The organism is Myxococcus sp. MH1 (genome assembly GCF_059738865.1).
On sequence record NZ_AP026947.1, the window covers coordinates 9,853,084 to 9,872,529 of the forward strand.

Genomic DNA, 19,446 nt, shown 5'->3' on the forward strand with positions numbered 1-19,446 from the left:
GAGACGGCACGTGGAGGGTCGGGGCGGTAGGGGGGACGGTGCCCACTCTACACGCCCCGATGCCTCAGGGGCAGTCCGACTCGAATGCCCCCAGGTCGGGGGCCGTGCCACAGAAGGTCAATCCCAACCCCAGACCCGCGTTGCGACCCGCCGAGTTCGCTCCCAGACGGAAGTCCCCGGTGTCGATGTTGACGAAGGCCGGGGTCTTCTCCAACGAGCGCTTGTCCAGCCCCGTGCGAGAGCGCCAGTCCGCAAGCCCCGTGTCCGAGCCATCCACGTTGAACACGGCCGCTCCCGACGTGCGGAAGAAGAGGTTGCCGTCCATCACCGCGCCCGAGCGCCCCGAGCCCGCGCGCACATTCACCGCGCAGCCCGCGAACACGTTGTTGCGCACGTCCAGGCTGGCGCTCGGCCCGGTGTCGCCGTGGCCGAAGGTGAGGCACGGCCCCGGCATGTTCCACACCGTGTTGTGCTGCACCTTGACGTCGTGGGTGGTGTCCACACGGATGCCGCCGCCGTCCTCGCCGCCGCCCAGGCCGTCGCGGATGAGGTTGCGGCGGATGACGATGCGCGCGGGCGGCCCGTTCACCCGGTTGCCGCCGACGTTGATGGCGCGCCCGTTGCCGTAGAGCACGTTGTCCTCCACCGTCACGTCGGACGCGGACAGGTGGATGACGATGCCCTCGCCGCGCGAGGACGACGTGGCCTTGTGACCCCAGATGATGTTGTTGCGCAGGGTGACGCGGGTGCACGTCTTCACGTCCACGCCGTTCTCCCGGTTCTCGTGCAGCTCGTTGTCCTCCACGAGCAGGTTGTCGAACGGGGTGCCGGACACGGTGGCGCCGCCCTCGGGGCCGATGCACTGCACGGCGTCGCCCGAGTTGTGGTGGATGTCATTGCCGCGCACCACGACGTTCTTGGACGTCGTCTGGACGATGACGCCGTGGCTGTCGCTGCTGCCGCGGCTGAAGTTGGAGATGGTGTTGCCCTCGATGAGGATGTCGTGGGCCTTCTCCGACACGTTGAGCCCCGCGCCCGCGGTGCCGTTCTTCGCCACGCAGTCGCGCAGCACGCCGTGGTGCGCGGCGCTGCCCCGCCACAGCACGGCGAAGGTGGAGCTGCCCGCCGCGTCCAGCGTGAGCCCCTCCACGTTCCAGTACGCGCCGCGCACGTCCACCAGCGCGGACTCACCGCTGGGCTTCACCACGGGCGCGTGGCCCGGCGCCGCCTTCACGGTGAGCCGCTTCGCCTCCGAGCCTCCTCGCTCCTCCAGCTTGAGGCGCTCGGCGTAGTTGCCCGTCTTCAGATAGATGGCCTCGCCCGGCGCGATGAGCGTCAGGGCGCGCGTCACGGTGCGCAGGGGCGCGTTCTCGGTGCCGGAGGCGCTGTCGCTGCCGGAGGGCGCCACCCAGAGGATGCGCGTGTAGCTGGGCTTCGGCGGCTCGGGGGGCGGCTGCGGCTCTGGCTCCGGCGTGGGCTCTTGGGGGGTGGGGGTGGGTTCGGAGGGCTCCTCGGGGTCGGGCGAGGAGGGTTCGGGGGTGGGGTTCGTCGGCGTCGTGGGAGTGGTGGGCGCGGGTGGGTTCCCGGTGCCCGTCGAGGGTGTGCCGTCCGGAGACGGCCTCGAGCCCGTGTTCTGCGTCAGCTCGCTCTTGCCGTTGCAGGCGAGGAGGGCAAGCAGGGCCACGGAGCAGCAAGCCGTCATCAGCGGTAAGCGTTGGCGCATCCGGTCGGACTCCTTGTGTGGGTCGCGGCGTGTGGGGCGCTCGCGGGGACGGCCGCCAATCGGGGCTCGCGCCCTGTTCATTCCCCGAGGCAACGGCAAGCCAGGCTCGCCAGGCCGGAGGGGAAGAAGGCGAGAAACGCGATTCCAGGCGGTTGCGTGGAGCACGAAGAAGCCGTGCTGATGTTCGGACGGCCTCGGATTCGCCTCGCTATTTCGGCAGGTGTGCGGATGAAGGCGGATTCATTCCCGGGGCGGGAGCGCAGGCTTCACTCTGGGAGAAGCCCGCTCCGGACGGGAGCGTGCGAGCGGGGGCGCGTCGTGAAGCCGGCCCTGACGAGCCGTGGAGTGGGGCCTTTCCCCGTGCGCGGGCCGGTGGGCCGTGCCATCTAGCGCGCGGGCAACACATCCGAAGGAGACGTCATGAACGTGCTGGTTACGGGAGCCACGGCCGGGTTCGGCCTGGCCATCGCGCGACGCTTCATCCAGGAGGGCGCGCGGGTCATCGCCACCGGACGCCGCACGGAGCTGTTGGAGAAGGTGCGCGCGGAGCTGGGGGAGCGGCTGTTGCCGGTGACGCTCGACGTGACGGACCGCGAGGCGGTGAAGCGGGTGGTCGACGGGCTGCCCGCCGGGTTCGCCGAGGTGGACGTGTTGGTGAACAACGCGGGGCTGGCGTTGGGGTTGGAGCCCGCGCAGTCGGCGAAGCTCGAGGACTGGGAGGTGATGGTCGACACGAACGTGAAGGGGCTCATGTACTGCACGCACGCGGTGCTGCCCGGGATGGTGGCGCGCAACCGGGGGCACATCGTGAACATGGGCTCGGTGGCCGCGGACTATCCGTATCCGGGTGGCAACATCTACGGGGCCACCAAGGCGTTCGTGCAGCAGTTCAGCCTGAACCTGCGCGCGGACCTGCTGGGCACGGCGGTGCGAGTGACGGACATCGAGCCGGGGCTCGTGGGAGGCACGGAGTTCTCCAACGTCCGCTTCCGCGGTGACGACGCCCGCGCCGCGTCGGTGTACGCCAACACGCAGCCGCTGACGCCCGAGGACATCGCGGACACGGTGCACTGGGTGGCGACGCGGCCCGCCCACGTGAACATCAACGTCATGTCGCTGATGCCCGTGGCGCAGGCCTTCGGGCCGCTCGCGGTGAAGCGTCAGGGCTGAGCGGACTGGGGCCAGCCCGGAGTTTTCGTGCTCTCCGGGTCTCATACCCAATGAGTCCTCAGGTTGATTGAGGATGTCAGAGGTATGATTCATGCTGAACGGATGAACGAGGACATCCAGCACGAGGTCAGGGGTCGGGTTGCACGGGTGGTGGTGGAGTCTCATCCTGGGGGCGACATGAGTGACGAGTCGCCCATCGACAGGAGCCTCTACCGAGTGCTCGAAGAGCTTCCCGAGCATGTAGTGGGAGAGATCATCGACGGTGAGCTGCACGTCAGTCCGCGTCCGCTGCCTCCCCATGGACGTGCGGCAATCCGGCTGGCAATCGTGCTGAGTCCGTTCGAGCAGGGGCTCCGCAGGCGAGGCCCCGGGGGCTGGGTCTTCCTGCCCGAGCCCGAGCTGCATCTGGGGCCCAATGTGCTCGTGCCGGACCTGGCCGCATGGCGACACGAGCGCATGCCCGAGCTTCCACAGGTCGTGGGGATGACGACCGCTCCCGATTGGGTGTGTGAGGTCCTCTCCCCTTCCACGGCCTCCCGGGACCGGGGCGCGAAGATGAACCTGTATGCCCGCGCGGGCGTGAAGCACCTGTGGCTGTTGGACCCACGCCAGCAGCAACTGGAGGTCTACGGGCTGGAGGCCGGGCGTTGGACGCCCTGCGCCACGCACACCGGCGCCGTGAACATCCGGGCCGAGCCCTTCATCGCCCAAAACATGAATCTCGGTTCACTTTTCGAGCGCTGACCCCTGCGCTCCCGCGCACCCTTGGGCTAGCCTCAAGGCCATGAGCGACTCGGAACGTCCGCCTCCTCCTCGGGGACTCCTCGCCCGGAGCCTGAAGCTCCTGGGCCACCTCACCCATCCGGAGACGCGCACGGGCAAGGTGTTCACCCGCGCCGAACAGGGCCTCACCCGCGCCCTCTCTCGCGTCGCCGAGAGCCCCACCTATCTGCGCGCCAGCGGCACCGTGATGCGCCAGGGCCTCAACGCCCGCATCCGCCGCAACAGCTTCGTCGAGGGCGCGCTGCGCACCCTGCGCCTGCCCACCACGTCCGAGGTCGAGAACCTCCGCGACCAGCTCCGCCGCGTGAACGACCAGGTCGAGGCCCTCGGCTCCCAGCTGGAGGTCGTCGTGGACCTGCTCCACAAACAAGAGGCCGCCTCCGACACCGCGAAGAAGCCCGGTGACGCGCCATGACCGCCTCCTCGCCCCAGCGCCTGCGCTCCTTCGTCACGGGCCAGCTCCAGCTCACCCGCGCCGTCGCCCACGCGCTCAAGGCCCGCCCCTTCAACCCGTACCCGTACCTCAAGCCCTTCATCGAGCGCGCGTCCGGCGTCCGTGAGCCGCCCGTCAGCGCCACGCCCCACACCGTGGTGTACACGCGCGGCAGCATGCGGCTGCTCCGCTACGCCGCGCCCCGCCGACGCCACCGCACGCCCATCCTCTTCGTCTATTCGCTCATCAACCGCTGGTACATCCTCGACTTCCTGCCGGGCCGCAGCCTCATCGAGCACCTCACGAACGAGGGCTTCGACGTCTACGCCATCGACTGGGGCGTGCCCGGCCAGGAAGAGGAGCGCCTCACCTGGTCCGACCTGCTCGGCGGGCTCATCCAGACCGCCGTGCGCTGGACGCTCCGGGTCAGCAAGAGCCGGGATTTGACGCTCTACGGCTACTGCATGGGCGGCACGCTCGCGCTCGCGTACACGTCGCTGTATCCCGAGGGCATCCGCAACCTGGTGGCGCAGGCCACGCCCGTGGACTTCAGCAAGGGCGGCGTCTACACACTGTGGACCTCCGCCAACCACTTCGACGTGGACTCGCTGGTGGACGCCTACGGCAACGTGCCCACGCCCGTGCTGGAGAGCGGCTTCCTCATGGTGGCGCCCGTGCAGCGCGTCACCCGCTGGCTGGAGGTGTGCCGCCGCATCGACGACCCGGACTTCGTCACCACGTTCCTCGCGATGGAGCGCTGGGGCGCCGACCCCGTGCCCTTCCCCGGCGAGGTCTATCGCCAGTACATCAAGGACTGCTACCAGCAGAACCTCTTCCACCAGGGACGCATGAAGGTCGGCGGAGAGAACATCGACCTGGGACGCATCCAGGCCTCCGTGCTCAACGTCATCGCCGAGCAGGACACCATCGCCTTCCCCGCCATGAGCGAGCCCCTGGTGAAGCTGGTGGGCACGAAGGACGCCGAGACGCGGCGCTACCCCGTCGGCCACATCGGCCTGTCCGCATCCAGCAAGGGCTCCACCCACGTGTGGCCCTCCATCGCCGAATGGATTGGCGCTCGCTCGAAAGCGATGGAGTCATGAACACCGCGTTCTCGAACAGGACCTCCGGCGTGCAGGTGCGCGAAGGCTCCCTGCGACTCAAGGACGGGCGACGGCTCGCCTACGTGGAGTCGGGCGACCTGGACGGCGTCCCCGTCTTCTTCATCCACGGCAATCCGGGCTCGCGCTACATGCGCCACCCGGATGACCGCATCACCCACGGGCTCGGCGTGCGCCTCATCACGCCGGACCGCCCCGGCTACGGCCTGTCCGACCATCAACCCGGCCGCACGCTGCTCGACTTCCCGAGCGACCTGGAGCAGCTCGCCAACGCGCTGGGCATCGGGCGCTTCTCCCTCTTCGGCGTGTCCGCGGGTGGCCCCTACGCCGCGGTCTCCACGTGGCACCTGGACGACCGCATCCTCCGCGCGGCCATCGTCTCCGGCGCCTCGCCGCTCAAGCGCCCCGGGGGCATGGAGGGCGTCAATCGCGACTACCGCAACGCCTACGCCATGGCCGCCTGGCCCGAGTGGGTGCTGCACCCGCTGCTCGCGATGCATGACCGACAGGTGCGCGCGAACCCCGACCGCGCGCTCGCCGCGGTGATGGCCCACGCCTCTCCGGATGACCGTCGCGTGCTGTCCGACCCGCTCATCGCCGCGCAGGTGCAGGGCTGGCGACGCGAGGCCACGCGCAAAGGTGTCGCGGGCATCCGCCGTGAGGCCCACATCCTCGCGTCGCCGTGGGACTTCCCGCTCGAGGAGATTCGCCGCGACGTGGACCTCTGGTACTGGGACGGCGACAGCATCGTGCCGCCGCAGATGGGGCGCTATCTCGCCTCGCGCATCCCCACCGCCGTGCCCCACTTCCTGCCGGGCGGAGGGCACTTCTCCCTCTACTCGCACTGGCGCGACATCCTCACGCCGCTCGCGCGCGCGGGAGGCTGAGGCACCGCATGCACGGACTGACGCGGGCCTTCATCGAGGAGGAGTCGCACGGGCGGATGGAGCCGGAGATGCGCCTGCTGCTCGAGGGCCTGCGCGCGCTGGGCATCCCCACGGAGTGCTTCACCGCCAAGCGCCTGGAGCGGCGACAGCTCCCACTGACCCCGGACACGCTCGTCGCGGGCTATGTGCCCACGGTCCTGGGCGCCTTGAAGCAGCTCGGAATCGAGCCGCCCCCCACCCGGGACTATCCCTCCTGCCTCACGCCCTTCCTCCACCGCCGGTTGTGGAGCAGCACGGTGGGCGAGCTCACCGCGAGGGTGCTCGATGTCTCCAGTCCCCCTGTGTTCGCCAAGCCCCAGGGACGCAGGAAGCGCTTCACGGGGCACGTCTTCCAGAGCGCCGATGATTTGCTCTTCCTCGAGAGGGCGTCTCGGGCCACGCCGCTCCTCTGCTCGGACGTGGTGCAGTGGCGCACCGAGTACCGCGTCTTCGTGGCGCAGGGCACATCCGTGGGCATCCGTCACTACGCGGGGGACCCCACCGTCGCGCTCGACGAGGAGCGCGTGCGCGAGGCCCTTCGTCTGCTGGAGACCTCCGGGGAGGCCACCGCGGGCTACGCCGTGGACTTCGGCGTGCTCTCCTCGGGGGAGACCGCCCTCGTGGAGTGGAATGACGGCTTCTCGCTGGGCGCCTATGGCCTGGAGAGCGGGCCCTACACGGCGCTGACCCTCGCGCGCTGGCGCGAGCTGACCCGCTCGCGCGCCTCCCTGCCCTGACTTCGTTCAGTCCCCAACGCCCACCTTGCCTCCGGGAGCATCGGGCCCCAGCTTGGCCACCGGCCGGAGGACGAGCGGATTCACGGGGAATGAACATGGGACGGTGGCGGGCAAGCACGGCGGGGCTGATGCTGGGCATGTGGACCGTGCTCGGCTGTGGTGGGAGCGACGCCCCCATCGAGCCTCCTCCGCGCGAGGAGGAACCTCCTCCGCAGCCTCCCGAGCCTCCGAAGCTCGAGCCCGGTGACGCGCGGTGGACCGTCCACTCGCGGCTCCCCGGACAGCAGGAGGTCGTGGCCCTGGCCTCGGATGGGCTCGGCGGCCTGGTGCTCCTGGGCACCTCGCGGGCCACGGGCACCTCCGGTCCCACATCGGTGGAGGCGAACGGCACGTCGCTCGTGCTGTCGCATCACGATGGCGCGGGGCAGGTGCTCTGGACGCGGACCTTCACGGCCGAGCCCTCCTCGGAGAGAGGCCCCGCCATTGCGCACGCGCAGCTGTTGGGCATCGCCTCCACGGCGGAGCTCTTCATCGCCGGCAAGGTGGAGGGACGGCTGCGACTGGGCGAGACGCTCATCGCCGACAGCCACTTCGTGGCGAAGCTGGCCGCGGACGGCTCGCCGCAGTGGGCCCGCTCGACGGGCACGCTCAAGGCGCTGACGCCGGACATCGAGGGTGAAGTGGTGGTGGCGCACGGACGGCTGGTCACGCGCTACGACGCGCGAGGCACCGTCCGGTGGTCCCAGGAGCTCCCCGCGATGTCCTCGGCGTCCGCCGTGGCGTTGGACCCGGATGGCGGCGCGGTGCTCGTGGGCCAGCGGCCCCTGGCGCCCTTCGAGAGCATCGGCTTCATCGCCCGGCTGTCACCCGTCGGCGAAGTGTACTGGGAGCTGGAGGTGGGCCCCGACGCACCGAACTTCACCCACGTCGCCTTCGCCGCGGACGGCGGGCTGCGCTTCACCGGCGACTTCGCGGGCATCCTGCACTGGGGTGGCTCCGTGCTCTCGCCCACCTGTGATGCGCGGGGCTGTCCGCGCGCCGCGTTCATCCTCGCGGCGGATGCGGCGGGACGCCCCCTGTGGGGACACGCGCTGACGGGCACGGCGTCGGCGGAGGCCAGCGGCGCGCGGCTCACGTCGGATGTGAAGGGCGGCACGGCGGTGCTCTTCCGTCATGGCTGCGGCTCGGAGCTGGCGCGACTCAGCGCCCGGGGAGCGCTGTCGTGGAGAGCCCCCTATGTCACCGAGCCCTGCGCGCCGGGGCTCCAGCTGCGGGACATCACCTTCCTGCCAGGAGGCGACCTCGCGAGCGCGGGCTCGTTCACCGGCACGCGGGCCTTCGGCGCCCAGGAGCCATTCACCGCCGACGACACCGACACCTTCCTCCAGCGCCTGGTGCCGTGAGCCCCCGCCTCAGGCGGCGCGCGACTGCGCGGGGGCTGCGAGGTCCGCGGCAGGCTCGGGCTCACCGTCCGCGCCCAGCACCAGGGGCTTGATGCCCAGCTTGCGCTCCACCAGCGAGTGGCCCAGGTAGATGAACGGCGTCAGGCCCACCGCCACGAGCACCTTCACGACGTAGGACGAGAGCACGATGCCCACGATGACCTTCGTGGGCAGCACGCCCGTCCACGCGACGAACTGCATCACCACGGTGTCGATGAGCTGTGACACCAGCGTGGAGCCCGTGGCGCGCAGCCACAGGAGCCGGTTCTTCGTGACGCGCTTGAGCAGGTTGAACAGGGCGATGTCCGTGAACTGGCCCACCAGATAGGCCGCCATCGACGCGACGAGGATGCGCTGCGAGCCGTCGAAGACGTTGTTGAACGCGCTCTCCACCGTGCCCAGGTAGTCCGGCGCGCGCGTCAGCGGCGCGATGGGCACCTGCACCGCGATGGCAATCACCGCGAAGGCGAAGATGGCCATGAAGAAGCCCACCCACGTGACGAAGCGGGCCGTCCTCTTGCCGTAGAACTCGTTGAGGATGTCCGTCAGCAGGAACGTCACCGGGAAGGGCAGGATGCCGATGGACATCACCGCCACCACGCCGCCCAGGTGCACCTCGAACAGCTTCACGGCGATGAGGTCTCCCACCACCAGCGCCGTGACGAACACCGCCGCCAGCACCACGAAGAGCTGCATCCGTCTGTCGAGCTGCATGGTGTCGCGTCGTCCTCAGGGCAGCGTGTCGGCGGCCAGGCCCGGCGCCGCGGGCTCGTCGAGAGGGTAATAGGAAGTCCCGCCGAGGGCCTCGTGCACCCGGGGCGCCTCGGACGTCACGACGCGGGGCCGAGACACCCGCAGCACCGTCTGCTCCTGCGTCGAGGGGTTGTCGTAACGATGCGCCAGGGACGGGGCATCATGGAACGCCATGCCTCGCGCCACGGGGTGGCCCTGCATCAGGAGCTCCGGCCCCAGCACCAGGTCGCTCGCCTCCACCGCCGCATCCTCGCTCGCCGGGAGACTGCCACCAGGCTTCACGCGAAGACGGTGCACGCCGTAACCCGCGCCCTCGTGGATGACGTCCAGGTGACCGAAGGAGCGCTCCTCGGAGGCGTAGCTCATCTGCTCGGCCGTGCGGTGCACCTGGAGCGATGGCAGCGCGAGCCCACCGAGCGCCAGGGGCTTGATGACTCGCACCGTGGCCGCCTGCACCTGCGCGCGCGGCACATCCTGGGTGGGCGGCACGAGCAGGTAGCGGCTCACCGCCTCCACGGCGGATTCCAGCAGCTCGAACCGACACGCCTCCAACAGGAAGCGCAGCTCGCCCGCCAGTCGCCCGTAGTTGACGGTGTGCGCGAGCCGCCCGCCCGTGGCGGCGTTGCGCGTGTCCAGGAACAGGGCCACGTCCAACCGCAGCGGCTGGGCCAGCACGCGCTCGCGGTTGTACACGCCCACGATGCAGTCCACCGTGAGGCCGCGCAGCTCGATGACATCCAGCGAGCGCCCCTGGCTGTCGCGCACCACGGGAGGATGGAAGGCCAGCTCGGCGCTCACAGCATCACGCTCCTGCCACCGTCGACGGCGATGACCTGCCCGGTGATGTAGGGGGCGTCCTTCGCGAGGAAGACGACGGCGCGCGCCACGTCCTCCACGCTGCCCTCGCGCCCCATGGGGATGCGGCGCAGAATCTGCTCGCGAGCGACGGCGTCGAAGCTCTCCGGGAAGGCGGCCACGCCGGGCGACACCGCGTTGACCCGCACGCGCGGGGCCAGCTCCACCGCCAGCGCGCGCGTCAACATCAGCAGGCCCGCCTTGCTCACCGAGTAGTGCGCGAAGTGGCTCTCCGGCCGCTCGCCCGCGATGTCGCAGATGTGGACCACCACGGGGTCCTTCCCCGCGAGCAGCGAGGGCAACAGCGCCTGCGTGAGGAAGAAGGGCGCGTCCAGGTTGACGCCGAGCATGGTGCGGTACTGCTCGCGCGAGATGTCCTCGAAGGGCACACGCTCGTAGAGGCCCGCGTTGTGGACGACGACGTCGAGCGCGGGCCAGGCCTCGCGCACGCTCGCGCCCAGGGCATCCACCGCCTCGGGGCGGCTGAGGTCGGCGGCGTGCACGGTGACCCGGCGGCCCAGGGCGCGCAGCTCGTCCGCCAGCGAGCTCAGCGGCTCCAGCGAGCGGTTCGCGTGCAGCGCGACGTCATATCCGGCATGGGCCAGCGCCCTCGCCACCGCTTGACCGATGCGGATTCCTGCTCCGGTGATGAAGGCCGTCCCCATGCGGCGCACTGACTAACAGGCCCCGCTGAAAAGTCGAAGGGCGATGCCGGATACCCCCGTATCCCGGCACCGCCCCTCGTCCCCTTGGAGGTCTTTCAGCGAGTGCTACCGGACGTAGCTGGCCGGGTGCACGCGGTTGGAGCGCCAGTCACCGCCACGGTCGTAGGACACCCACACCCACTCCGTGGTCTGCACGTAACGGCCCGGCACCCACTGGTTCTCGTAGTAGCCACCGGTGCAGCGGGTGACGCGGTGACGGCGGTTGCCGCGCTCCTGGCAGACTTCCGGCACCCACACCTGGTCGTAGCGACCCTCGACCCAGCGGCTCACCGTCTGCATCTCGTAGCGGCCCTGCGAGCGCGGCGGCGGACGCGGCGCCGGAGCGTGGTGGCAGTGGCCGTTGTGGACGTGGGCCTCGTAGCGGTCGGGACGGGGACCGCGGTCGTCATGGCGGTCGTCGTGGCGGCGGTCATCGTTGCGGCGGGCCTGCTGCGTGGCCCAGTCGCGCATGCTGCTGTCGGCCGCGAGGGCCGTCGAGGAACCGAAGAACAGGGTGCCGAGAGCCAGGGTCGCGAGAGCAGTCTTGAAAGCCATGTCGTCCATCCTCCGTCGTGTTGCACCTTCTGACGGGGCACCCCCAGGAACATTCAAACACCAGGAGTTCCGCCCCCTTCGGACATAGGGGGCCGATGTAGGACATGAACTCCACGGAGGCGTCAGCGAGGAGCGACCTCGGCACAGGTGAGGCCCTCCTCGGGCGCGCAGTTGCGGCCCACGAGGCAGCCCCCCGCGCCCTGGTGGTCCACACAGCGGATGGGGCGACAGTCGACGTCACTGCCACACGCGCGACGGCTCACCGTGCACGTGCCCTGGCTGCACGCGTCCTGCACGCAGTCGGTGTCCTGCTGGCAGGTGCAGAAGCCCTCCACGTCGCCCTCCGCGATGGAGCAGCGCCCAGCGCACGCGCCGACTTCCTGGCCCTGGGTCTTCACGCACTGACCGCCGCGTCCGCAGTGTGAATCCTCGCGGCACGGCAGAGCCGGCGAGGGCGCGCACTCCGCATCCGAGCGGCAGCGCGCGCGGCTGGCGACGACCACCACATCCGCGCACTGGTAGCCGTGGGGACAGCCCTGTCCCTCCGAGCAGTCCGCGCCGCAGAAGGCGGTGCCGGGGCTCGCGGTCTCCCGCAGACAGAAGTTGGCGCCACGGCCGCAGACCTGGAGACCGCCGCCGTACGTGCAGCTCGCGCAGTAGGGACGGCGCACGGGGTCGAAGTCGCTGAAGCATGTCGCGGCACCGCAGCGCTCGCCGAAGGCACAGTCGCTCGCGTCCGCGCAGAAGCCCGCGTCGCAGACACCGAGCGCACAGGCCGCGCGGCCCTCGGGCGTGGTGGCGTCACAGAGGCATGGCGCGTCCTGGCAGCGACAGGCGGTGCCTGGACAGTCTCCGGAGGAGCGGCAGCCCGTGACACAGGTGGTCCGCGACACGTCGCAGACTTCGCCCAACGGGCAGTGCACATCCGAGCCGCAGCGCCCTCGCGTCAGACAGGTGCCGGTGCTCGTGTCGCAGAAGAGGGAGTCGTCGGCGCAGTCGGCGTTCGACTCACAGCCGGCGCGGTCCTGGCAGAAGCCCGCGGGGTTGCACGCCTCCGCGGGCGAGCCACAGTCCGCGTCCACCCGACAGCCCTCCGAGTCCACGGAGGAGTCACTCGGACACGCGGCGAGGAGGAGCAACAGGGGCACGGCGAGCCACGTCCAACGGCGCATCACGGGTCGAAGACCTCCGAGCGCCCGAGGACATACGCCGTCCAGGTCGCCGTGGACAACGCGTCATGGGTCCATTGCGAGTACTCGAAGCGGGGGACTCGCGCGAGGGAGAGGTCGGCTCGCAGTCGCGCGCCTTCGGGCAGTTCTGCGCGGAGTGCCGCGAGCGCGGGTCCGGGGAGCGTCACCTGCGTCTGCCCTCCCGGGAGCACGGCCGTCCAGCGGACGCCGCCCTCCGTTCCGGGCGCGAGCAGGGTGAGCAACTGCACCTCGGGCGTGGCGGTGGAGGCCGTGGGCGTCCAAGACACCGTGCCCTCGAAGCGAGCACCCGGCTGGGTGAAGACAGGCAGTGGCAACATCGGCGCGAGTGTCACGCCTCCGTTCAGGGCTCCCGGCTGACGGTGGTACAGCAGGCTCTGGGGATACGCGGTGGCTCCTCGCAGCAGGTCGAGGAAGAGCAGGTTCGCGCCGTCCACGTGGGGAAGTTGTGGGAAAGCGAGGCGCGGTCCGGGTCCTTCGATGCTCGTGTAGAGGCGCGTGCCCGTGCCCCAGTTGTGGGGATGGGGCACGAGGCCCTCCGCGCCCAGGTCCAACCAGGCGTAGACCTGATGCCGTGCCTCGCCTCCCGCGATGACGAGTGGGCCCTCCACGGTGAGCGGTGCGGTGACATCCAGGTGCATGTCGAAGATGACATCCTGGTTCTCCGCCGCCCGCGTCCCCGAGGCCGCGACACCTCGGCGGATGCCGAGCAGATAGGGCTCGAAGTCCACGCCGTCCCTGAGCACCCCCAGCACCGCGTACACGGCGCGCAGCCCGGGCTGGGCCAGGACGAGGAAGGAGCCTCCGTCCTCGCGGATTCGCCAGGTCTCCGCGCGACGGTCGCCCGTTCCCGTGAACGGTGGACCCGACGCGGGGCTGGATTGGGCCACGAAGACTCGCGCCTCGAGCACCTCATTGGCGCCAAGAGGTCGCGGGGGCTTGAAGCCTCGCACGCGGCCGGAGACGCGCGCGGTCGCGGGCACGGGCGGATTGCCGGGGTTGCCCTCACGGTCGAGACGGCGCAGGTACACCGTCAGGTTCTCCGAGCGGATGCCCGCCACCGTCACCGCGTCGTGGCCCGGCTTGAAGACCGTGATGACCTGCGCGCCCGCGATGCGTGGGTCCGAGAGCGTGAGCTGTCCTCGCGCGTCCGTGCCGCCATGGAGGAGGGGCGTGGGGTCCGGGCCCAGCAGCACCGTGGCTCCCGAGACGGGTTGGCCATAGCTCCCCGATGACGTGTCGAGCACCGTGACGTTCAACGTGCCCATCAGGGGCTCGCCGGAGAGACCTCCGGGGCCTCGTGGGTCGAAGTAGTGGAAGGACTCGGGGAGCGCCGAGCGCTGTGAGCCATGGACGACGGCGACCTCCACGGGTCCCTGGATTCGTGAGGCCGGGATGCGACAGGTCAGCGTGTGCGCGTCGTGGATGAGCACGTCGGTGGCGGGTTCTCCTCCGAACGTGACGGACGTTCCGTCGACGAAGCCCGCGCCTCTCACCGTGACCCGGGCGCCCCCAGCGACGGCACCACGGGAGGGCTCGACCTGGGACAGGGTGAGCGCGGCTTCGTAGGTGAAGGACGCTGGAAGCAGCGCTTCGTTCTCCGGGTCGCTCGCGGAGGAGACATGGAGCGAGTGCGGCCCCGCGCCTCCTGGTGGTGTGAGGAAGCGCAGCTCCGTCTCGCTCGACTCCGTGACTTGTGGCGCGGAGAGTGCGCCGACGTGCACCACGGCGTCAGGAGGCAGTGCGGTTCCTGTGAGTCGAGCCTGGGTTCCGCCTGTCGCGGGCCCATGGTCCGGCGTCACCTGGTCGAGCGCGAGACGGAAGGTGTAGCCCTGGGTGAGGCTCGCGCTCATGGCGCCGGATTGGACACTCACGGAGACCGTGCGCGGGAGCGTCTCCCGGGGAGGGACCCGGACCGTGGCGGTCGTCGCGGTGGCACTCACGAGCTGCGCCTGGACGGCATCGAAGGTGACGGACAGGTCGGGCGCATCGAGCGAGGTCCCCATCAGCGTCACGGTGCCATCGTCCCGGGCTCCGACTCTCGGGAAGACTCCATGCAGGGCGAGCGGTGCACTCGGGGAGTCGTCCACGTAGGCGAAGCCCTGGCGCACGGTCCAGGTGCCTCTCGGCGTGACGATGCGGATGGGCGCGACTCCGATGGACGGTGCGGGTGGAGTGGTCACCACGATTCGCGTGGAGGACTCCACCCGTAGCGCGGTGGCGGGTGTGTCTCCGAGGAGGACTTGAGTCGCTCCCTCGAAGCCCTGGCCCGTGATGACGGTGACAGTGCCTCCCTCTCTTGGACCCGTGAGCGGTGAGACCTGGGTGACGCGCGTGTCCTCGAGGTAGCGATACGCGCGTCGGAGCACGTCACCGACACCGTGGCCCTGGACTCGCACGTCCACGGAACCAGCCAAGCGTCCCCTGGGGACGAGGACACAGAGCTCCGACGAGGAGACTCGCGTGACCGAGGGACTCGCCATGTCACCGAAGAGGACCTGGAGCCCTGGCCCCTCGGGGAAGCCCTCGCCGAGCAGCGACACGGTCTCTCCTCCGGAGAGCGCCCCCGTGTCCTCCGAGAGCGCGCGGACGTCGAAGCTCTCGACGTAGGTGAAGCAGGACTCACAGACTGCCGTGCCGTTCGGGTTCTGGAGCGTGAGGTCCACTGTGCCTGCCACTCCAGGAGGCGTGCGCAGGTCGAGGGTGGAGTCGTCGATGAGCTGGAAGTCACGGACGGGATTCGAGCCGACTCGCAGCGTCGTGCGCGCTGCTGCTTCGGGTGCGGTACGGGCCACGCCCTCGACGAAGCCTCGGCCCTTCAGCGTCACCCAGGTCCCGCCGCCCCGCCCACCTCGCGCGGGCAGCGCGGACTGAATCACCGGCGCGCTCGGTGCGCCCGCATCGGCGTGGGTCCCCGCGTCTTGCGCTCCCGCATCAGGAACGCTCCCTGCGTCTGGCGGAATCCCTGGGGGGCGTGGGGAGCCACCACATGCCGCGAGCAACGTGGCGAGGAGGATGAACACCCGCGATGACGTGGTCCTCATGGGAGCCACTCCGCCTGGAGCGTGTAGCCGTTCGTCGTGCGCGCATCATCACCAGTGACCCTGGCCGTGAGCGACTGGCCCTGCACCGCCGACGCGGGCAGCTCCACCGTGGCACCCGTCGTGTCGATTGAGCACCCCAGCTCGGTGCCACCCTTCAGGACACACAGGCGCAGCAGCCCGCGGTCCGCCGTGTAGCCCGACAGTGACACCCGTGCGCCACGTGAGGGCGGCACCGAGAACCGCAGGTGGTCCGCATCCCCGGGACAGAGCATCCCGTCCAGCCTCAGGTCCTCCGGCAACGCCGTGGCCGTCTCGACCGTGTCGTTCGGCTCGTGGTCGTCATCGTCGCAAGGTGTTCCCCGCGAGAGGAAGAAGCCCACGTCGTAGGCTCTCGGCACCGCGTCCCGGGAGGCGATGCGAACCGTGTACAGGCCTCGCTCCGCGACGACATGCGACAACCGGAAGCGCCCCGTCGCCAGCACCCTTCCACTCGCATCCTGGAGGGACGAGGAGAACACCGGCTCCGCGAACACCTCCGCCTCCACATTCACACCGAGCTGGTCACCCCGCTCCAACGTGAGCGAATAGTGGTCCACGTCACCTGGGCACAGGGTGAGCCGCACATGGCGACTCGCGCTCACGGGATGGGCCGTGGCCACGGTGTCATTGGGCTCCAGCACGTCCGGCTGGCAGCTCCTGGGGATGCAGGCCCTGCTTCCGAGGTCACAGCGCCGGTCTGACTCACAGTCGTCGTCCGAGGAGCAGGGCGGCAGGCTCGGCAGACACTGCCCACTCGCCAGGTGACACACGTGGGGCACCGTGCAGTCTCGGTCCGAGTAGCACCTCGGCGTCACCGTGCAGCGGCCCGCGGCGTCACAGGTGAAGCCCACCGCGCAGTCCGAGTCCTCCTCGCACCGCACACAGCGCTCGTTTGAGCAGTGCTCCCCTTCCGCGCAGACCGCCGACGCGGTGGCCTCGGTGCAGCGTGGCACACAGGCATGCAGGCCCGGATTGCAGCGCTCCTCGGCGCCGCAGTCCGAGTCCTCGATGCACCCGAGGTCCTCCTCGCACACGAGCGCGCCCGCGTTGCACCGCTCACCTGTCGGACATTCCTCACGTGTGCCCATCGGGCACAGCACCACGTCGGCCCTCGCCCGGCACAGTCCCTGGCGACACCACTGTCCCAAGGCGCAGTCCGCGTGCGCCACACACGCTTCGCCCCAGCCCTCGCGCGCGACACAGGCTCCGGCCTCGCAGCGCTCACGGAGCCGACACTGACCGCTCGACTCACAGGCGCCACACACTTCGGCGAGCGTGCAGACCTGCCCTCCATCACAGTCCTCGCGCCGTGCACAGGTCTTCGGGCCGGGGTCCACCTCCGGCCCCGGTGGCATCTTCTCCGTGGAGGAACAGGCGAAGAGCCAGCACAGCCCCAACAGCCACCACCCCGTCCTCACGGCGCCTCCGTGACGACACCCGAGGGCCACTGCACGTCCGCCACCGTCCACACCTCACCCTGGCGCGACAGGGTGCGACGGAACTCGCCCTTCAGCACGCCCCGGTCATACACCCGCACCGTGGCCTCACTGCGCGGGTCCACGGCGCCGTTCTCGCGCGAGAGCACCACCGCGACCCGGTACGGGCCTGACACGGGGCGCTCGTAGCCGAAGACCTCCGGACCGAAGCCCGTCAGCCGATCCCTCAACAGCTCCGGGTCCTCAGCGAATCCGGGTGCGCCCCAGTCGGGACGCGGGTTCGCGTAGTGACAGTCATCGACGGACCCCAGCACCGCGTCCACGCCTCGCAGCACGTGCAGGTCCAGGTCCGTCTCCGCGTGGCTCCACGTCACGTCCACCCACAGTTGTTGGGCGGGAACCGCCACGACTCGCGCACGCGTGGGTTGCAGGCTGCGCGCGCCCGCCGCATCCGTCACCGTGAGCGCCACCTCGTACTCACCCGACACCACCGGATCCAAGCGCAACACGCTGCTGGACGCCCCTGGGGACAACACCTGCGCACGCGCGCCCACGGGCAGCGAGACCAGCTCCCAGGCGTACGTGAGCGGACCGTCTCCATCCGGGTCCATCGAGGCCGTGCCCTCCAGCACCACTTCGCCTCCCGGCACGCTCTCGCCCGGAGCGCTCACCACGGGCACCGGCGCGAGATTCACGCTGCCTCGCAGCTGCATTCGCGCCTCGCGCTGGTCCGGGTCCGTGGTCCGCAGCACCAGGGCTCCACTCACGTCCTCGGCGGCGACACCGGACGGCACCGCGTATTGCACCGACACCTCGACCTCACTCGCGAGGTCCAGCACCGCGGGCGTCCGCGTGGAGCCCACGAGCTGGAACACAGGAGACGCAGGCGCTTCGAGCGTCAGTGACTCCAGCACGAGCGGCGCGCTCCCTCGCGAGCGAAGCCTCACCGGCCGCACCACGACATGTCCCTCGGCGACCCGCCCGAAGTCGAGCAACGCGGGCTCCAACTCCAGCGCCGCGGCCGTGCGCCCCTCTCCTCGCAGCGACACCTCGACGTCCTCTTGAATGGGGTCGTCCGTGCGCAGCACCAGCGTCGCCGTGTAGCTCGACTCACGCGGCGGCACGAAGGCCAGCACCAGTGAGGTCTCTGCCTGCGCGGGCACCTCCTCGGGAACGGAGATGATTCGGAACGGGCTGCCGTCCTCCTTCACCACCGCGCTCACCACTCGCAGCGACGCGCGTCCCACGTTCACCAACGGCAGGGACACCGTGCGTTCGTTCAGCGCGGGCACGGCACCGAAATCCAGTGTGGACGCGGGCGCCACCCAGCGCGGCACCACCGAGGACGGCGGCGCGTCCCTCCCACAGGCCGCCACCAACAGCCAGCACACGAGCCACCCGCGCCTCACGACCCCTCCTCCACGTACTCCAACTCCACCCGCGACCCCAGCCCCGGCACCGAGTCCCCCGCGAAGAACACCGTCCCACGCTCGGGTTGGTACACCCACCCGTGCTCGCCTCCCGCCTCGGGGACGCACACCACCTCGAGCGCCTCCGCCGACCGCCCCTCGCAAGCCGCGCGGTCCACCGACACACAGGCCCTCAGAGAGGACTCCGGCGTCCCACAGGCGTGGCGAACACGGACCCTCAGCGAGTCCTCCCGAGGTACACGCGCGAGCGCGAACGAGCGCCTCAGCCCCACCGCGCTCGTCGCCAGCGTGCGCAGCGTCTCGGCGAAGTCCTCGTCGCAGATGCTCCCCAGCGCTCCGCCCATCCAGGACACGAGCTCCGCGTACCGCGTCCCCGGCTCCGCGCCACAGCCATTCGAGGGCACATCCCCGATGATGGCCGACGCCACCACCGTCCCGTCATTGCCCAGCCCCTTGGCTCGCGAGAACTCCCGCCAGTACATGCGCACGTCGTGCGGCGAGCGGTCGTCCTCGTCCGTCACGAACGCCAGATACAGCCACGCGTCCGGACGCAGGAACTCCACCGCATGTGTCGCGCGACACGCCTCCCGACACGCATCCGTGGCGCAGCTCGACACGCAGGCCGCTCGCGCCTCCAGCACCGGCGCGTTCTCGCGCGCCAGCCGCTCCAGCACCTGACGCGCGGCCTCCAGCCCCTTCTCGTACGCGCTCCCTCCCGTCCCCACTCGCACGCTGTCCGCGAAGGCCTGCTCCAGCCCCGGCGTGTCCGGACGCAGAACCCGCGGCGTGCCCACCAGCTCCCCGGGACGCGCGAAGGTGTCCGTGGTCGCCACGCCCATGCGGTAGTCGATGCGCCCTTCGCGAAAGAGCGAGATGAACGCCTGGAAGTTGCGCGCGAGCGACTCCTGGCGAGGCGCCATGGAGGCCGAATCATCCACCACCCACAACACATCCACCGCCGACGCCGAGCGCTGCGCGTACGTATCGACGTGGAAGCCCGGCGGGAGCGACGGCACCAATCGCTCATCCCGACAGTCGACGAAGAGGAGCGCCAGGAAGGCGACGACGGCGACACGGCGCATCCGCC

17 protein-coding genes are annotated in these 19,446 nt (G+C 70.3%); 7 read left to right on the plus strand and 10 right to left on the minus strand.

All coding sequences use genetic code 11. The features are described from left to right. Positions 1-64 precede the first annotated feature (64 nt). Positions 65-1,723 carry a right-handed parallel beta-helix repeat-containing protein gene (locus tag AC6JA9_RS38990; RefSeq protein ID WP_223749610.1) on the minus strand — a complete coding sequence of 553 codons (1,659 nt, stop codon included), beginning with the start codon at positions 1,721-1,723 and terminating at the stop codon, positions 65-67. Positions 1,724-2,143: 420 nt separating this feature from the next. On the opposite strand from AC6JA9_RS38990, the gene AC6JA9_RS38995 reads away from it, so the two are divergent. The 7 genes from AC6JA9_RS38995 to AC6JA9_RS39025 all read left to right on the plus strand — a co-directional run bounded on the left by AC6JA9_RS38995 (position 2,144) and on the right by AC6JA9_RS39025 (position 8,296). After that, entirely contained in the window at positions 2,144-2,893 is a 750-nt protein-coding gene (locus AC6JA9_RS38995; RefSeq protein ID WP_223749609.1) for an SDR family oxidoreductase, read from the plus strand. A gap of 84 nt (positions 2,894-2,977) precedes the next feature. Next, positions 2,978-3,637 (plus strand): Uma2 family endonuclease, encoded by a 660-nt coding sequence (locus AC6JA9_RS39000; RefSeq protein WP_408888887.1) that lies wholly within the window; start codon positions 2,978-2,980, stop codon positions 3,635-3,637. A gap of 40 nt (positions 3,638-3,677) precedes the next feature. Further along, on the plus strand, positions 3,678-4,091 hold the full coding sequence (locus AC6JA9_RS39005) for a hypothetical protein (protein WP_074954179.1): 414 nt from the start codon (positions 3,678-3,680) through the stop codon (positions 4,089-4,091). Beyond that, the gene (locus AC6JA9_RS39010) at positions 4,088-5,212 is read left to right on the plus strand and encodes an alpha/beta fold hydrolase (protein WP_267699122.1); all 1,125 of its coding nucleotides are present in this window, start codon (positions 4,088-4,090) and stop codon (positions 5,210-5,212) included. Before AC6JA9_RS39005 ends, AC6JA9_RS39010 begins: the two co-directional genes overlap by 4 nt. After that, a complete protein-coding gene (locus tag AC6JA9_RS39015; RefSeq protein ID WP_223749605.1) occupies positions 5,209-6,117 on the plus strand; it encodes an alpha/beta fold hydrolase in 909 nt (302 codons plus the stop codon). Before AC6JA9_RS39010 ends, AC6JA9_RS39015 begins: the two co-directional genes overlap by 4 nt. Positions 6,118-6,125: 8 nt before the next feature. Further along, positions 6,126-6,893 carry an ATP-grasp domain-containing protein gene (locus tag AC6JA9_RS39020; RefSeq protein ID WP_223749604.1) on the plus strand — a complete coding sequence of 256 codons (768 nt, stop codon included), beginning with the start codon at positions 6,126-6,128 and terminating at the stop codon, positions 6,891-6,893. Between the two features lie 89 nt (positions 6,894-6,982). Next, the gene (locus tag AC6JA9_RS39025) at positions 6,983-8,296 is read left to right on the plus strand and encodes an outer membrane protein assembly factor BamB family protein (RefSeq protein WP_408888885.1); all 1,314 of its coding nucleotides are present in this window, start codon (positions 6,983-6,985) and stop codon (positions 8,294-8,296) included. A 9-nt stretch (positions 8,297-8,305) separates the two neighbouring features. Here the strand turns inward: AC6JA9_RS39025 and AC6JA9_RS39030 are convergent, their stop codons facing one another. The 9 genes from AC6JA9_RS39030 to AC6JA9_RS39070 form a co-directional block, all read right to left on the minus strand. After that, entirely contained in the window at positions 8,306-9,049 is a 744-nt protein-coding gene (locus tag AC6JA9_RS39030; RefSeq protein ID WP_408888884.1) for a queuosine precursor transporter, read from the minus strand. Positions 9,050-9,064: 15 nt separating this feature from the next. Continuing rightward, positions 9,065-9,886, minus strand: a complete 822-nt coding sequence (locus tag AC6JA9_RS39035) for a dihydroneopterin aldolase (protein ID WP_408888883.1) — start codon at positions 9,884-9,886, stop codon at positions 9,065-9,067. Continuing rightward, positions 9,883-10,608, minus strand: a complete 726-nt coding sequence (locus AC6JA9_RS39040) for an SDR family NAD(P)-dependent oxidoreductase (RefSeq protein ID WP_223749600.1) — start codon at positions 10,606-10,608, stop codon at positions 9,883-9,885. Before AC6JA9_RS39040 ends, AC6JA9_RS39035 begins: the two co-directional genes overlap by 4 nt. Before the next feature lie 105 nt (positions 10,609-10,713). Beyond that, on the minus strand, positions 10,714-11,202 hold the full coding sequence (locus tag AC6JA9_RS39045; RefSeq protein WP_223782848.1) for a hypothetical protein: 489 nt from the start codon (positions 11,200-11,202) through the stop codon (positions 10,714-10,716). Between the two features lie 122 nt (positions 11,203-11,324). After that, entirely contained in the window at positions 11,325-12,377 is a 1,053-nt protein-coding gene (locus AC6JA9_RS39050) for a hypothetical protein (RefSeq protein WP_408888882.1), read from the minus strand. Continuing rightward, a complete protein-coding gene (locus AC6JA9_RS39055) occupies positions 12,374-15,289 on the minus strand; it encodes an IPT/TIG domain-containing protein (protein WP_497958655.1) in 2,916 nt (971 codons plus the stop codon). Before AC6JA9_RS39055 ends, AC6JA9_RS39050 begins: the two co-directional genes overlap by 4 nt. A gap of 161 nt (positions 15,290-15,450) precedes the next feature. Continuing rightward, on the minus strand, positions 15,451-16,911 hold the full coding sequence (locus AC6JA9_RS39060; RefSeq protein WP_497958656.1) for a hypothetical protein: 1,461 nt from the start codon (positions 16,909-16,911) through the stop codon (positions 15,451-15,453). Beyond that, the gene (locus tag AC6JA9_RS39065; protein WP_223782852.1) at positions 16,908-18,338 is read right to left on the minus strand and encodes a choice-of-anchor D domain-containing protein; all 1,431 of its coding nucleotides are present in this window, start codon (positions 18,336-18,338) and stop codon (positions 16,908-16,910) included. Before AC6JA9_RS39065 ends, AC6JA9_RS39060 begins: the two co-directional genes overlap by 4 nt. Then, on the minus strand, positions 18,335-19,441 hold the full coding sequence (locus AC6JA9_RS39070) for a vWA domain-containing protein (protein ID WP_497958657.1): 1,107 nt from the start codon (positions 19,439-19,441) through the stop codon (positions 18,335-18,337). Before AC6JA9_RS39070 ends, AC6JA9_RS39065 begins: the two co-directional genes overlap by 4 nt. Between the last annotated feature and the right edge of the window lie 5 nt (positions 19,442-19,446).

Bases quoted from the DNA above. Each gene is read 5' to 3' on its own strand.
- AC6JA9_RS39040 (WP_223749600.1), bottom strand. From the start codon at position 10,608: ATGGGGACGGCCTTCATCACCGGAGCAGGAATCCGCATCGGTCAAGCG.
- AC6JA9_RS39015 (WP_223749605.1), top strand. From the start codon at position 5,209: ATGAACACCGCGTTCTCGAACAGGACCTCCGGCGTGCAGGTGCGCGAA.
- AC6JA9_RS39020 (WP_223749604.1), top strand. From the start codon at position 6,126: ATGCACGGACTGACGCGGGCCTTCATCGAGGAGGAGTCGCACGGGCGG.
- AC6JA9_RS39000 (WP_408888887.1), top strand. From the start codon at position 2,978: ATGATTCATGCTGAACGGATGAACGAGGACATCCAGCACGAGGTCAGG.
- AC6JA9_RS39025 (WP_408888885.1), top strand. From the start codon at position 6,983: ATGAACATGGGACGGTGGCGGGCAAGCACGGCGGGGCTGATGCTGGGC.
- AC6JA9_RS39010 (WP_267699122.1), top strand. From the start codon at position 4,088: ATGACCGCCTCCTCGCCCCAGCGCCTGCGCTCCTTCGTCACGGGCCAG.
- AC6JA9_RS38995 (WP_223749609.1), top strand. From the start codon at position 2,144: ATGAACGTGCTGGTTACGGGAGCCACGGCCGGGTTCGGCCTGGCCATC.
- AC6JA9_RS39005 (WP_074954179.1), top strand. From the start codon at position 3,678: ATGAGCGACTCGGAACGTCCGCCTCCTCCTCGGGGACTCCTCGCCCGG.
- AC6JA9_RS39045 (WP_223782848.1), bottom strand. From the start codon at position 11,202: ATGGCTTTCAAGACTGCTCTCGCGACCCTGGCTCTCGGCACCCTGTTC.
- AC6JA9_RS39070 (WP_497958657.1), bottom strand. From the start codon at position 19,441: ATGCGCCGTGTCGCCGTCGTCGCCTTCCTGGCGCTCCTCTTCGTCGAC.
- AC6JA9_RS38990 (WP_223749610.1), bottom strand. From the start codon at position 1,723: ATGCGCCAACGCTTACCGCTGATGACGGCTTGCTGCTCCGTGGCCCTG.
- AC6JA9_RS39030 (WP_408888884.1), bottom strand. From the start codon at position 9,049: ATGCAGCTCGACAGACGGATGCAGCTCTTCGTGGTGCTGGCGGCGGTG.